Origin of the sequence: Collinsella sp. CLA-ER-H7 (assembly GCF_040092345.1) — a bacterium.
Lineage (GTDB): Bacteria > Actinomycetota > Coriobacteriia > Coriobacteriales > Coriobacteriaceae > Collinsella.
In genome coordinates this window covers 1-12,732 of the sequence record NZ_JBBNLT010000009.1, presented here as the reverse complement: position 1 = coordinate 12,732, position 12,732 = coordinate 1, and the positions used below count along the sequence as shown (strand labels likewise).

The 12,732-nt window shown below is 60.1% G+C and carries 13 protein-coding genes; 9 read left to right on the top strand and 4 right to left on the bottom strand.

Going from position 1 to position 12,732, the window contains the following annotated elements:
* Positions 1-92: 92 nt before the first annotated feature.
* Both AAAX75_RS06355 and AAAX75_RS06350 read left to right on the top strand, forming a co-directional pair.
* Positions 93-1,313, top strand: coding sequence for a M20 family metallopeptidase (locus AAAX75_RS06355; RefSeq protein WP_349091490.1), 1,221 nt, complete (start codon positions 93-95; stop codon positions 1,311-1,313).
* Between the two features lie 39 nt (positions 1,314-1,352).
* Positions 1,353-2,042, top strand: a complete 690-nt coding sequence (locus AAAX75_RS06350; RefSeq protein ID WP_349091489.1) for a DUF1015 family protein — start codon at positions 1,353-1,355, stop codon at positions 2,040-2,042.
* A 129-nt stretch (positions 2,043-2,171) separates the two neighbouring features.
* On the opposite strand, the gene AAAX75_RS06345 is transcribed toward AAAX75_RS06350, so the two are convergent.
* The 3 genes from AAAX75_RS06345 to AAAX75_RS06335 all read right to left on the bottom strand — a co-directional run bounded on the left by AAAX75_RS06345 (position 2,172) and on the right by AAAX75_RS06335 (position 4,122).
* Positions 2,172-2,807, bottom strand: a complete 636-nt coding sequence (locus AAAX75_RS06345; protein ID WP_349091488.1) for a histidine phosphatase family protein — start codon at positions 2,805-2,807, stop codon at positions 2,172-2,174.
* 17 nt (positions 2,808-2,824) lie between these two features.
* Positions 2,825-3,367 (bottom strand): histidine phosphatase family protein, encoded by a 543-nt coding sequence (locus AAAX75_RS06340; protein WP_346978777.1) that lies wholly within the window; start codon positions 3,365-3,367, stop codon positions 2,825-2,827.
* Between the two features lie 83 nt (positions 3,368-3,450).
* On the bottom strand, positions 3,451-4,122 hold the full coding sequence (locus AAAX75_RS06335) for a nitroreductase family protein (RefSeq protein ID WP_349091487.1): 672 nt from the start codon (positions 4,120-4,122) through the stop codon (positions 3,451-3,453).
* A 264-nt stretch (positions 4,123-4,386) separates the two neighbouring features.
* Between AAAX75_RS06335 and AAAX75_RS06330 the strand changes: the two genes are divergently transcribed.
* Together AAAX75_RS06330 and AAAX75_RS06325 are read left to right on the top strand one after the other, a co-directional pair.
* Positions 4,387-4,989, top strand: coding sequence for a DUF308 domain-containing protein (locus AAAX75_RS06330; RefSeq protein WP_117797862.1), 603 nt, complete (start codon positions 4,387-4,389; stop codon positions 4,987-4,989).
* A complete protein-coding gene (locus tag AAAX75_RS06325) occupies positions 4,990-5,472 on the top strand; it encodes a DUF188 domain-containing protein (RefSeq protein ID WP_006235439.1) in 483 nt (160 codons plus the stop codon).
* A gap of 133 nt (positions 5,473-5,605) precedes the next feature.
* On the opposite strand, the gene AAAX75_RS06320 is transcribed toward AAAX75_RS06325, so the two are convergent.
* Entirely contained in the window at positions 5,606-6,694 is a 1,089-nt protein-coding gene (locus AAAX75_RS06320; protein WP_349091485.1) for a putative manganese transporter, read from the bottom strand.
* Between the two features lie 172 nt (positions 6,695-6,866).
* Here AAAX75_RS06320 and AAAX75_RS06315 point away from each other — a divergent pair, with 172 nt between their 5' ends.
* The 5 genes from AAAX75_RS06315 to AAAX75_RS06295 all read left to right on the top strand — a co-directional run bounded on the left by AAAX75_RS06315 (position 6,867) and on the right by AAAX75_RS06295 (position 12,497).
* Positions 6,867-7,835, top strand: a complete 969-nt coding sequence (locus tag AAAX75_RS06315; RefSeq protein ID WP_148332813.1) for a 3'-5' exonuclease — start codon at positions 6,867-6,869, stop codon at positions 7,833-7,835.
* 351 nt (positions 7,836-8,186) lie between these two features.
* Positions 8,187-9,377, top strand: a complete 1,191-nt coding sequence (locus AAAX75_RS06310; protein WP_349091483.1) for a hypothetical protein — start codon at positions 8,187-8,189, stop codon at positions 9,375-9,377.
* A 420-nt stretch (positions 9,378-9,797) separates the two neighbouring features.
* Complete coding sequence (locus AAAX75_RS06305) at positions 9,798-10,163, top strand: metalloregulator ArsR/SmtB family transcription factor (protein ID WP_035137284.1); 366 nt, start codon at positions 9,798-9,800, stop codon at positions 10,161-10,163.
* A 62-nt stretch (positions 10,164-10,225) separates the two neighbouring features.
* A complete protein-coding gene (locus AAAX75_RS06300; RefSeq protein WP_035137286.1) occupies positions 10,226-10,444 on the top strand; it encodes a heavy metal-associated domain-containing protein in 219 nt (72 codons plus the stop codon).
* Positions 10,445-10,544: 100 nt separating this feature from the next.
* Positions 10,545-12,497 carry a heavy metal translocating P-type ATPase gene (locus AAAX75_RS06295; protein WP_349091481.1) on the top strand — a complete coding sequence of 651 codons (1,953 nt, stop codon included), beginning with the start codon at positions 10,545-10,547 and terminating at the stop codon, positions 12,495-12,497.
* Positions 12,498-12,732: the final 235 nt, after the last annotated feature.

The window sequence follows — 12,732 nt, the reverse complement described above, 5'->3', positions numbered from 1 at the left end:
GCGCCCCCGTTTTTGTGAGCGCTCCATTAAATGCACCGAGCCGCTTCTTGGCATACAATCTGTATGTTGACCTAACTATATGTGAGGTGCCTATGGTTGATACAGATTTTGCTTGGCGGCTTACGCAAGGGCTCGTGCGGATCGACAGTTCCGACCCAGGTGCGTATGAGGGCGAGATTGAACGCTATATCAAAGTGTTGGTTGAGGCTCAATTGGAGCGGTTGAGCCATCCGGTGCTCCATGCCGTGCAGGTTGAGGAACTCGAGGTGCTGACCGGACGCCGCAATCTCATGGTCACCGTGCCCGGTTTGAGCGACGAGCCACGGCTCGTCTACATCTGCCACATGGATACCGTCACCTTGGGCGACGGCTGGGACGCGGACATTGCGCCGCTCGGGGCGGTTGTGCGCAACGACAAACTCTATGGCCGCGGCGCCTGCGACATGAAGAGCGGTCTGGCCTGCACCATTGCCGCACTGGTCCATACGCTCGAGCGCGTGGCGGCGGATGGCGCGCTGCCCCGCCGCGGCTTTTCGCTCATCTGCTCGGTCGACGAGGAAGACTTTATGCGAGGCTCCGAGGCAGCCATCGATGCCGGCTGGGTCGGTTCGCGCGAATGGGTGCTGGACACCGAGCCCACCGACGGACAGATCCAGGTGGCGCACAAGGGGCGTACGTGGTTCGAGATTGAAATGGCTGGCGTGACGGCGCATGCGAGCCAGCCCTGGAAGGGCGCGGATGCCGTCGCCGCCATGGCCGAGGTCGTGTGTTCGCTCCGTCGCGCGTTTGTGGCGCTGCCCGCGCACGATGAGCTGGGGCCTTCGACCATCACGTTTGGACAGATCGAAGGTGGCTACCGTCCCTATGTCGTACCCGACCGCGCCAAAGTCTGGGTCGACATGCGCCTGACCCCGCCGACCGATACGGCCGCCGCGACGCGCATGGTAGAGCAGGCCATCGCCGTCGCCGAAGCCGCCGTTCCCGGTTGCCATGGCAGCTACACCGTGACGGGCGACCGCCCCGCCATCGAGCGCGACCCGAACTCTCCCCTTCTAGCAGCGCTCAAGCGTGCCGCCGATGACGTGACGGACGCGGACACGACCGTCGGCTTCTTTACCGGCTACACCGACACCGCCGTCATTGCCGGCAAGACAGGTAACCGCAATTGCATGAGCTACGGTCCCGGGTCGCTCGCGCTCGCGCACAAGCCCAACGAATATGTGCCCCACGCCGATATCGTTCGTTGTCAGCAGGTGCTAATCGCGCTCGCCGATAACGTGCTCTGGGACGCGAGCGGCCAAGTTGGGGCATAATAAGCCGCGAACAAACCGACTCGCGCGTTAGGACCGCCCATGAAAGCACTTCCGTTTCCCTGCATCCGCCCGGCTCAGGACCGCGTGCTCGAGGCGTTGCCCGCAATGGGCAGCATCCTGAGCGGCAACGATGCTCTGCGCGGAGCCATTGCCGATGGCCTGATGCTCAAGGACCCGGGTGCGGCGTATTACGTGTACGAATGCTCGGGCGAGCCGGGATGCGTGACGGGTGTCGTGGCGATTTGCCCGGTTAACGTGCTGACGGGTAGCGACGAGTCTGCCGCCGAGAGCGTCGACGCACTCGCCGCCGCGCGCGCGATCGCCGAGCTCAAGGTGCAGCCGCGCCCCGTGTCGCTCGCCTACGAGGCGTCGCCCGTCATGGACATCATCCTGGGCGCTGCCAAAGAGGGCGCCTCGCTCTACGCCGTCACCGATCCCGCGGGCATTACGCACCGCGTGTGGGAGGTCAAGCGCGAGGACGCTGTTGCCGCCATCCGTGCCATGCTCGATCAGGCGCCCAGTCCGGTGTTCGCCGGCGACTCCGCCTATGCCGCCGCGCTGGCTGGGGCATCTCAGCTCCTGGCCGACGATGTCCGTGCTGCCGGCACCTACACGGGCAAAGAGCCGTTCAACTTTGCCGTAGCTGTGCTCTTCCCCGCCGCGCAGGTCAGCGGCGCCGCGCCGCAGGTTCCGACAGGTCTGCTCACGCACCAGGTCGCGCGGTTCTAGCAAGACCAGACCGTCCAGCACAAAAATCGGCAGCTCAACAAACAGGGGGCGGAGATGCAGCAGATACATGCATCTCCGCCCCTTTTGCGTGGAGAAGTTATGCCGGCGACCCGTGGCGCCACGCTCGCGTTATCCGCGCTGCGGACCTGCAGTAGCCACAAGCGGTTCAAGCCCCAGCTCGCGCGCGTAATCCTCCTGCGTAAAAATCTCAATCAGCTCAAACGTACCGGCCTCGTCGTCAAACACGAAATGCAGCACCGAGCAGTTGCCCGGCACACGATCGCGTTCGTCGGCCGCCGCGCCCTTCACGTGGTCCATGAACTCCTTGATGGCAGAGCCATGGCTTACCGCGAGCACGCACGTATGGTCCGGACGCTGCATAAGCTCGGTCAACGTCGCCACCATGCGCTCGCGCACCTGCATCTGGCCCTCGCCGCCAAACTGGCGATAGAAGTCGCGCCACGGGCGCTCGGGCATGAGCACCACGCGCTCGGCCTCAAAGTCGCCAAAGAACCACTCACGCAGGCCGTCCAGGCGCTCGTACGCCAAGCCCGGCCACAAGTTGGCGATAGTCTGCTCGGTGCGATGAAGCGTGGAGGTGTAGGCATGATCGGGCTCAATGCCGCGCGCACGTAAAAACATGCCGGCGCGCGCCGCCTGGTCGCAACCCAACTGCGTAAGCGGCGAGTCACTCCAGCCCTGAATAATGCGCTTAAGGTTGAATATCGTCTGTCCATGACGGACCAGATACAGATCTTTATTCATAGGGGTCCTTTCGTTCGTTACCAACCCAAGAGCGAAAACGCCCCGTCGCAATAGCCAAAATGAAGCACGGCACCGTTGTCGGGTAGTTCTCCCTCGCCAGTCACATACTCAAGAAACTCCTGGCAGGCTGAGCCGTGGGAAACCGCCAGCACGCAGTCGTGTTGCGGCCTGGCCATGATGCGGGACAGCGCCGCGACCATGCGCGACTGAAGCTGCACTTCCGACTCGCCGCCAAAGGCCACCGGATAATCGCCCCAGGGCCGCGGCGGCATCTCGCGATTTGATGTGCCCTCCAGCGAGCCAAAATGCCACTCACGCAGGTCATCGACCAGCTCAATGGAACGGCCCTCGCCAACGATAAGCTCGGCCGTATGCCGCGCCCGGCCCAACGGCGAGGAATACACATGATCAAAGGCCACGCCACGCGCCGCAAACGCCGTACGCGCCGTCAGCGCCTGCTCGCGCCCGCGCGCCGTAAGCGGCGAATCGTGCCAGCCCTGCAAAATGCTCTGCACATTGAGCTCAGTCTGCCCATGCCGCACCAAATACAGATCTGCCACACACCCTCCCCTCGTACCACCACAAAGGGGACAGGAGTCTTTGTGGTGATTTTGCCGCCGGATTGCGCCGCAACGACGCACAACTACAGCAGCACGTCGGCAAGCGGACGCTTGGGTACGTGGTGCACCCGCGCCTCGTCGCGCCAATAATTGATGGAGCCGTCGGGGTTGGAATCGATCGCATCGATCACCTGTGTCTCGGCCGGAACGCCAAACGCCATGATCAGCTTGAGCTCATATTTGTCGTTATCGAGCCCCATGGCATCGATCGCGTGGGGCGTAAAGGCCTTGAACATGCAGGCTGCCACCTCGGGCGTGGCGCTGCGGGCGGCGAGCATCATCGTCTGCGCGGCAATGCCCGTGTCGACATCGGTAATGGGAGCGGCGGGCTTGCCCGGAACGGCGCGCTCAGCAAGAATCGCGATGTAGCCGGTCGGGCGCTCACCCTCGGCAGGACCCGGCCAGTCCTTAAGTGCGCCGGCCCATGCGAGCTCGTCAAATACACGCGCGCAGTCCTCTGCACCGCTTACCACATGAAAACGCAGACGCTGAGCATTGGCACCACAGGGAGCCAGGTGCGCAAGTTCCGCCAGCTCGAGCAAAAACTCGCGCGGCACTCGCATAGACTCGTCAAAGCGACGGCACGTGCGGGCGCGGCGAGCCAACGCATCAAACGCGTCCAAGCCGAGCTTTTCGCAACCCTGCTTTGCCATCGATTCGACACTCGACGGTGCCTCGGGAACTGCTTCGTTCATAGGGACCCCCAATTTCGGGCAATTGTTCTTAGGAGAATCTAACCTAAAACCTAGGCAATTACATACAGCGGCGTAATGTTCTACAATTGTTGATTAATCCTCACTGGGGCGGGAACAAAAGTAACAATTCGGGAATGTGGGGCGGCAATTCGTCCTTCCCGCCCCATGCATCGGCGCCCTTGGGCGATACTTGTTGCAGCACTTTTGGCGTACGCCGCACGGAGAGCAATGAACGCGACGTGCACCACACGGAAAGGAGACATTATGGGCATCTTTAAGAACGATGACCAAAAATCGAGCCAGTTTGGATTTGACGAGAAAAGCATGGCGGGCAAAGCCGTCAAGGCCGTACGCTGGATCTACGCCATCACGGGCGTCTTAGCGCTCATTGCTGGTATCGCGCTGCTGTTTGCGCCCGCCAAGTCCCTCGTCTTCCTAACGACCGTCTTGGGCTTCTACTTTGTAATCACCGCTGCCATCAGGCTGTTCACTGCCATTTTTGAGCCGCTGCTGCCCACCGGCTGGCGCGTGACGAGCATCATCTCCAACCTACTCATTATCCTGGGCGGCGTCATAATCCTGCGCAACCAGGCCTTCTCGACCGCGACGCTCACCACGATGGTGGTTATCGTGGCCGGCTTTGGCTGGATTGTCGAAGGTGTCATGTCCATTCTGGAGTCCGAGCTTTCGTCCAACCGTGCCCTCGCCATCCTGAGCGGCGCACTCTCCATCATCGCCGGCATGTTCGTGTTTATTTATCCGCTGTGGTCGGCCAAGATGCTCGTCATCTTTAGCGGCGCCGCGCTGCTGGTGTTTGGCGTAACGCTGATTGTTCGCGCTATTCAATTTGGCAAACTGGTGCACTAGATGCCGCGAACGCTCTTTATTGATGCCGACGCCTGCCCGGTCACGCGCGAGTCGATTGACTGCGCGCGGCGGGCGGGCGTCGCCGTTGTTATCGCCGGCAACAGCACGCAAAACTTGGAACGGCACATTCGCCGCGACGACCCGCGCGATGCCGAGCATGCGCGACGCGGCTTTTGGGTCACGACGCTCGATGTGAGCGTGGGCGCCGACAGCGCCGACTTTGCCATTGTCGAACGCCTGCAGGCGGGCGACGTAGTCGTGACGCAGGACATTGGCTTGGCGAGCATGGTGCTCGGCCGCGATGCCGCCGCAATCGGTGTGCGCGGGCGCGTCTACGACAAGGCGACCATCGACATGCAACTGTTTATTCGCCACGAGGAAAAGAAGGTGCGCCGCGCCGGCGGACGCACTCGCGGACCGGCGGCATTTACCAGCGAAGACCGCGCTCGCTTTAAGCGCAACCTCACCGAACTGCTGCGCTAACCAAGGTAGATTTTTGGGACATGTCCGGAAATCTGCTTTTTTGCTTTGGCGATTGACACGCATCCAACGCCCAGGTCATGGCGGTAGATTTTACGGCATGCCCCAGTTTTTACGGCATGCCCCAAGCATCTACTTAGAGGCCAAAGGCAGAAAGGATAAGACCCCAGCCCGCACCGATGACGTACATCATGATCAGGAACAGGACGTTTTCGCGGGCGCTGCGGTTGGTGCGGAACAGCACCAGGTAGCCCACACCTGCAGAGATGAGCGTGCCGGCGAGCATCGGGGCCAGCTGCAGCGCGCCTTCCAGGTACAGTTGCGTGATGACGACGCTGGCCGAGCAGTTGGGAATCAGGCCGACGAGTGCCGAGCCCAGGACCGCAAGCGTCTCGTTGCCGCGCAGGAACTGCTCGATTGCGGACTCGCCGAACGACTCGAGCACGGCGACCAGAATCAGCGTCACCAGAAAAATGAATACCGAGACCTGCACGGTGTGCGAAATCGCGCTGCATATGATCGACAGGACAGGCGTCCCTTCGTGGGAGTGGGAGTGACCGTGGCCATCATGGTGTTCATGCTCGCCCTCATGACCGTGATCGTGGCCATGTCCGTGGTCGTGCTCGTCCTCGTCTTCATCACAACCGCAATGGTCGCGCTCGCACAGCTCGTGGATGTGGTCGGCGCTCACGCCCGCCTCGGCCACCTCGTCGATGATGTCACCGCCAGTGTGGTCGTCGTGCGCGCAGTTCACGTGGGCCGGGTTGGCCGCGGTTCCCAGCACGGTGCGGCGAATCGCCGCATGCGCGCGAGCGTTACGACGCAGGCCGCGAATGGCGGCGTCCACGATAAAGCCCGTGACCAGCGCGATCAGTGCCTTCGAAGCCAAAAGCATCGCCATGGTCTGCACGGGCACCTGCTCGGCGAGCAACAGCGGCAGCATCTCATCGGAGGTCGAAAGGAACACCGCCACCAACGTACCCAAGGTCACGACACGACCGGCATACAGCGTGGCCGCCATTGCCGAAAAGCCGCACTGCGGCACCATGCCCAGCAACGAGCCAACCACGGGGCCCGCGGCTCCGGCACGCTTGATGGCGCCGTTAACGCGGTTGCCCGCAACATGTTCGAGCGTCTCGAGGGCCAGATACGTCACCAACAAAAACGGCACCAGCGAGAGCGTGTCCTTGCCGGCGTCGAGCAGAATATCAATCAACAAACCCATGACGGATGGAACCTTTCGTGTCTTTCGGCAGCATTGTAAAAGTCCTAGCGGTCAACTAGGGTATTGTAGTTATCCTAGGCGCGATGCCAATAGTTGCCCATGGTAAACTATCATCTCGCCACATCTTAATGACTCAAAGCCGCACGACGCGGCCCATCCAAGGAGCAGTTATATGAACGTTTCACAAGCACTCGAATACGAGCGCCAGCCGTTTATTCCCATGTTTATCTATGGCGATCATGGCGCCATGGAGTCCGAGCGCCAGAAGGGCGAAGAGGCCCTTAAGGTGCTCGAAACCGAGTACTTTACCGCCGAGGGCGACCCCAGCTTCGACTTTGCCACCGTGCGCGACCTGGCTGACCGCAACCGCGACCTGTGCGACCAGATTGGCGAGGCGCGCCTGCGCAACGTGACGCCCGCGACGCTTTCGCGCGGTCTGTCCGACGCCGACACCTGCGCCGCCATCGGCAAGATGCAAAAGCGCACCGCCGCGTCCGTCATGCGCGAGATCCGCGGCGACCGCGACGCGCTCGGCGTGGCGTACGCCCGCAAGCCTATCCAAGGCACAGTGCTCGGCATCGACATCGAGACCACCGGCCGTGCACCCGAGCGCGGCTACATCATCAACGTGGGCTGGGAGATCATGGAGCTCACCAGCGACGCCGTCCCGCACGACGCCGAGGCACACTACTGCGGCCTGCCCGATATCTACCGCGGCGAGGATGTGCCGCTGTCGAATATCCACCACATCACCTGGGACGACATCGACGGCAAAACGCCCTTCCGCGAGAACAAAGAGCTGCAAAAGCAGCTGCTCAAGCTTATGAAGAAGTACCCGTACATGGCACACAACGCCGCCTTTGAGGACAGCTGGTTCAAGATCCACCTGGACGGCTACGCCGAGGCACGCCGCGCCGGCAAGATCATCGTCATCGATTCGCGCCAGATCTGCCGCAGCTTGGACGCCGACGTGCGCTCGCTCCCCCGCGAGTCCGCGCCCGCCGCGCTCGAGAACTGGGCGCGCCGCCGTGGCACCCTCGCCGCCGACGCCAACGAGCAGCACCTGGGCCTCGACGACACCGACCTCATGCTCCGCACCGTCCAAGCCGAGTTCAACCTCAAGAACCTGTTTGACAAGTAGAAACGTCTACGACAAACTCCGGCGTAGATCACGGGCGGCCTCGCAGCGGGAAACCCCGCAGCGGGGCCGCCCTACGTTCCACAAATAAACCTGCCATCACAAATTCTGAACACTCATTGCGAACGATTTCGGCCAATTCCCGACACGTAATTCGTTGTCGGATGGTGATGCATCACTATCAAATGTGCAGCAATTGAGTATTTCTATGCTATAGCCGAGCTGCGAAAACGTTTATTTAGGGCATACCAACTCATAATTGCGTCAAGCTTTTGGACAGCATTTGGTTAGACCTCTAAAACGGCTTTTCCACTCAGCGCCGTCAACACGGCATTAGCTGACACGATATATACCATGAGTATCGTATTGTCACATACCACTGCAAAAGCGGTCTACCAGGCCGCGCATTCGGTGTCTGCGAAAGGCATCGAGTCCTGTAACCCTACCGCGATTTACGAATCATGTCCCACCGTAACGCTCCTTGACGCAGCCGCAGAATGGCTCACCAAACATGATGTTTCCCTCGATGCAAATGATTGCCTCGAGGTGATGGTGTTTCATCGCAGGAATGCGCGCTATGCAATGAACTGTCAATGCCACGTGTCTTCAAAACGATTCTCGAACTCACGCTTTATAGAGCTCAAAGATGGCATCTTCATTGTTGGCGTTGAGCTTTGCGCACTTCAGGCCGCCACCTATCTTTCTTTTCGCGAACTAGTGGAGTACTACTTTGAACTGTGCGGCGCTTATTCCCTTGGAACCGACTCTTCCACCTCCTATACCGAGCGTTTCGCGCTCACCTCGACCGAGAGGTTAAAGCAGTTCTTTAATTCCATTACCAGATGCGACGGTCTGGCCCTTGCCCGAAAGGCGATCCAATGTGTACGCGACGGATGCCGGTCTCCCATGGAAACGGCATTTGTCATGATGCTAACGCTGCCCAAAAGCGAAGGAGGGCTTGGTATTAAGGGAATTGAGACCGATTACGAGGTGCAGGTCACCACTGCCGCAAAGAATCTCACGAGACGCAAAAAGTTCTTTATGGATGCGTATCTAAAGAAATCTCGCACAGACATTGAATACAACGGTTTTTATCATGACGCGGAAGAAGGCCGCGCCATCGATGAGGAGCGCAAGAATGCACTTGCGTCCATGGGGTACGGAATCATCACCGTCAGCCGTTATTCCTTTATGCATGCCAGCTCTTTTGTTAGGGTCATGGAAGCAATCCAGCGGAAAGAGGGCGTACGCCCCTCGCGTCTGCCAAAAGACTTTCAAATCATGCAAGAGGACCTGAGACAGTTTGTGCTCAGAAGGTTTATAGAAGAGAAAAAGCAAATTCAGAAGCAGCTTCGCCAGGATTCCGAAGAGCGTCAACGAATCGACCTCGAAAAAGCAACGCTCGAAGGCATCACGCTGGATGACCCGACAATTAATGAAGTTCTGGCAATCGATGACATGCAGACTGTCGAATCCGACAGCCCATCATTTGCCCAAACAAGCAGCCTCGCGCCCGAGGGCAGGATCTTCGGGGCCGGAAGCTAGACCGGCTAACAAGGTGGGTACCCTAGCGATGTGCAAAATTGCGAGTATTCAGCAGGGTCGGGTGTCTATCACCCTCGAGTGGATCCAAATGTGGAGCGAAATCACTCTTGCGTGAGAGCGTTAGGCAACATTTGAGGAAGAACTCATCGGATTAACACCCTAAGATAACTCTTGAACTGCATTATATGACCTGCAATAAATTAGCGGACCCCCTATAGTTGCAGAATGCTCCATTTTTTGCACGGCACGAGGGTACCCACCTTGGCATCGACTATCAAAAAACGCTCAGTCCGGGATCTCGTCCACTATTCCCCATCATTTTGTACAACGAATTACCTGAACGTCATTGACATATGAACATGCACTCATATAATCGAAAGTAAATTATATGAGCGCATGTTCATATGAAAGGATATTGCAATGAGCATCCGCGTTGATGAAACGAAACTCGACATCGAGGCCACCGAACCCGCGATCCCGACCACCTGCTCGCCCGAGGACCTTCCCGACGAGGAGCTTCTCTACGACCTCGCCGACCTGTTCAAGGTCTTCAGCGACACCACGCGTATCAAGATCCTCTACGCCCTCATGGGCCGCGAGCTCTGCGTGGCAGACATCGCCGAAGCGACCGAAACCTCGCAGTCGGCAGTATCGCACCAGCTGCGCACACTCAAGCAGTCGCACCTGGTTAAATTCCGGCGCGACGGGCGCAATATCCTCTACTCGCTCGCCGACGACCACGTCTACACCATGCTCAACCAAGGCATGAGCCACATCTGCGAATAGCGACCAACCACGGTACCAGCGCGGCCTGCACCCAAGCCGCAAATACAGAGAAAGGAACCCCCATGAAAAAGCAGTTCAAGCTCGACGAGATCGACTGCGCCAACTGTGCGCGCGAGCTTCAGGACGAGCTGGCCAAGCTCGAGGGCGTCAAATCCGTGTCCGTCAACTTTATGACCCAAAAATTGACGCTCGAAGCCGATGACGCCGAGTTCGACGAGGTACTCAACCGCGTTGTAGAGTTTACGGCCGACGCCGAGCCGGACTGCGAGATCATTCTCTAGCCCAGGTTTACGCCAACCTGCAAGGCCGCGATTGCCGCGGCCTTTGCTCGCGAAATTATATGAGCGAGTGTTCATACATTCAAATGGGAGGATACGAGTCATGGCCACCGCCGACCCCAAGAAGAAAAAGAAGAAGCGCAAGAAGAAAGAGTCACTCGAGCATAAGCGCAACCGCATCCTGGTAGCGCTGGGCATTTTTGCCGTGGTGTACGCCCTCGATGAGTTCGGCACCCTCACCGCCGCATTCGGTACCCCGGGCGACATCTACGCCAGCTTTATGCTGTTCCTCATACCGTTTTTGATTGCCGGCTACGACGTGCTGCAAAAGGCATTCAATAACATCCGCCGCGGCAAGGCCTTCGACGAGAGTTTCCTTATGGCAGTCGCGACCATCGGCGCGTTTGCCATGGTGCTCTTCCCCGATACCGACCCGCACATGGCCGAAGGCGCCGCCGTCATGCTGTTCTACCAGGTCGGCGAGCTGTTCCAGGCGTACGCCGTGGGCAAAAGCCGTAAATCGATCAGCGCCATGATGGACATCGCACCCGACTACGCCAACGTCGAGCAACCCGACGGCACGCTCGAACAGGTCTTCCCCGATGACATCGCCGTCGGCACCGTGATTGTGGTCAAGCCCGGCGAGCGCGTGCCCATCGACGGCGTCATCGTCGAAGGCGAAACCCAGCTCGACACCGCCGCCCTTACCGGTGAGTCGGTCCCCCGCCCGGCCAAAACCGGAGACGATATCATCAGCGGCTGCATCAACATGACGGGGCTCATCCACGTGCGCACCACCAAGCCCTTTGGCGAGTCCACCGTCGCGCGCGTCCTGGAGCTCGTAGAAAACGCCAGCGAAAAGAAGGCGCGCACCGAGAACTTCATCACGCGCTTTGCCCGCATCTACACGCCCGCCGTCACCGGCGCTGCCGCGGTACTCGCGCTCGGCGGCGGCTTGGTCACCGGCGCCTGGTCCGACTGGATCCTGCGCGGCCTGACTTTCCTGGTCGTCAGCTGCCCGTGCGCGCTCGTGATCAGCGTCCCGCTCAGCTTCTTTGGCGGCATCGGCGGCGCGTCCAAGCTGGGCGTTCTCATCAAGGGTTCTAACTACCTCGAGACGCTCGCCGACGTGGACACCGTCGTCTTTGACAAGACGGGCACCCTCACCAACGGCACGTTCTCGGTGGTCGCGGTACACCCCGAGGCCGGCTATACCGAGCAGTCGTTGCTCGAAGTCGCAGCCCTTGCTGAGTCGTTCTCCGATCACCCCATCGCGCAGTCCGTACGTGTCGCCTACCAGGGCGAGGTCGACCCCAAGCGCGTTAGCAACTCCGCCAACGACGCGGGCCACGGCGTGACGGCAACCATCGACGGCAAGCACGTCGTCGTTGGCAACGCAAAGATGCTCGCCGCGGCCGGAGTCGAAGCGCCCGATTGCGAGGTCGTCGGCACCATCCTCCACGTGCTAGTCGATGGCATCTATGCCGGCCACATTGTAATTGCCGACACCATAAAGGCCGATGCAGAGCAGACGATCCGCGACCTGCACGCCGTCGGCGTCAAGCGCACCGTCATGCTCACGGGCGACCGCGAGGAAGTGGCTGCTGCGGTGGCCAAGCGGCTGGGGCTCGACGAGTTCCACGCGCAGCTGCTGCCGGGCGACAAGGTCGAGCGTGTTGAAGCGCTGCTGGCAGCCGAAAGCGGCAAGGGCAAGCTCGCCTTTGTCGGCGACGGTATCAACGACGCACCCGTGCTCACGCGCGCCGATGTGGGCATCGCCATGGGCGCTATGGGCTCGGACGCCGCAATTGAGGCGGCGGACGTCGTGCTCATGGATGACAAGCCGTCCAACATCTCCCGCGCGATCCGCGTGGCGCGCAAGACCATGTCGATTGTTTGGCAGAACATCATCTTTGCGCTGGGCATTAAGTTGCTGATTCTGGTGCTTGCGGCGCTCGGCATCGCCAACATGTGGCTTGCCGTGTTCGGCGACGTAGGCGTGGCGATCATCGCCATCCTGAACGCCATGCGCGCGATGGGTGTCAAGAACCTGTAGCGTTCGTGGGCTGTCCGGCCGGGGCCGGGCTTGGTTTTGAAAACGTCCTCGACCAATGAAGTGCCCCCGTTCTGCTCCTTCGGAGCTACGAACGGGGGCACTTCTGGTCTGACGCTCCTATTTGGCAAGGTGTTTTTTAGAATCCATTTTGCGCTCGGCCTCGAAGGCTTGCCTGTCCCAATCGAGCGGAAGTCCGGCCTCGACCCATGCCTCGTAGGCCCTCCTTATGGGCTTG

What these genes read in the sequence shown, in the direction of transcription:
- AAAX75_RS06355 (WP_349091490.1), top strand. Translation starts at nt 93, where the DNA reads ATGGTTGATACAGATTTTGCTTGGCGGCTTACGCAAGGGCTCGTGCGG.
- AAAX75_RS06350 (WP_349091489.1), top strand. Translation starts at nt 1,353, where the DNA reads ATGAAAGCACTTCCGTTTCCCTGCATCCGCCCGGCTCAGGACCGCGTG.
- AAAX75_RS06345 (WP_349091488.1), bottom strand. Translation starts at nt 2,807, where the DNA reads ATGAATAAAGATCTGTATCTGGTCCGTCATGGACAGACGATATTCAAC.
- AAAX75_RS06335 (WP_349091487.1), bottom strand. Translation starts at nt 4,122, where the DNA reads ATGAACGAAGCAGTTCCCGAGGCACCGTCGAGTGTCGAATCGATGGCA.
- AAAX75_RS06330 (WP_117797862.1), top strand. Translation starts at nt 4,387, where the DNA reads ATGGGCATCTTTAAGAACGATGACCAAAAATCGAGCCAGTTTGGATTT.
- AAAX75_RS06325 (WP_006235439.1), top strand. Translation starts at nt 4,990, where the DNA reads ATGCCGCGAACGCTCTTTATTGATGCCGACGCCTGCCCGGTCACGCGC.
- AAAX75_RS06320 (WP_349091485.1), bottom strand. Translation starts at nt 6,694, where the DNA reads ATGGGTTTGTTGATTGATATTCTGCTCGACGCCGGCAAGGACACGCTC.
- AAAX75_RS06315 (WP_148332813.1), top strand. Translation starts at nt 6,867, where the DNA reads ATGAACGTTTCACAAGCACTCGAATACGAGCGCCAGCCGTTTATTCCC.
- AAAX75_RS06310 (WP_349091483.1), top strand. Translation starts at nt 8,187, where the DNA reads ATGAGTATCGTATTGTCACATACCACTGCAAAAGCGGTCTACCAGGCC.
- AAAX75_RS06305 (WP_035137284.1), top strand. Translation starts at nt 9,798, where the DNA reads ATGAGCATCCGCGTTGATGAAACGAAACTCGACATCGAGGCCACCGAA.
- AAAX75_RS06300 (WP_035137286.1), top strand. Translation starts at nt 10,226, where the DNA reads ATGAAAAAGCAGTTCAAGCTCGACGAGATCGACTGCGCCAACTGTGCG.
- AAAX75_RS06295 (WP_349091481.1), top strand. Translation starts at nt 10,545, where the DNA reads ATGGCCACCGCCGACCCCAAGAAGAAAAAGAAGAAGCGCAAGAAGAAA.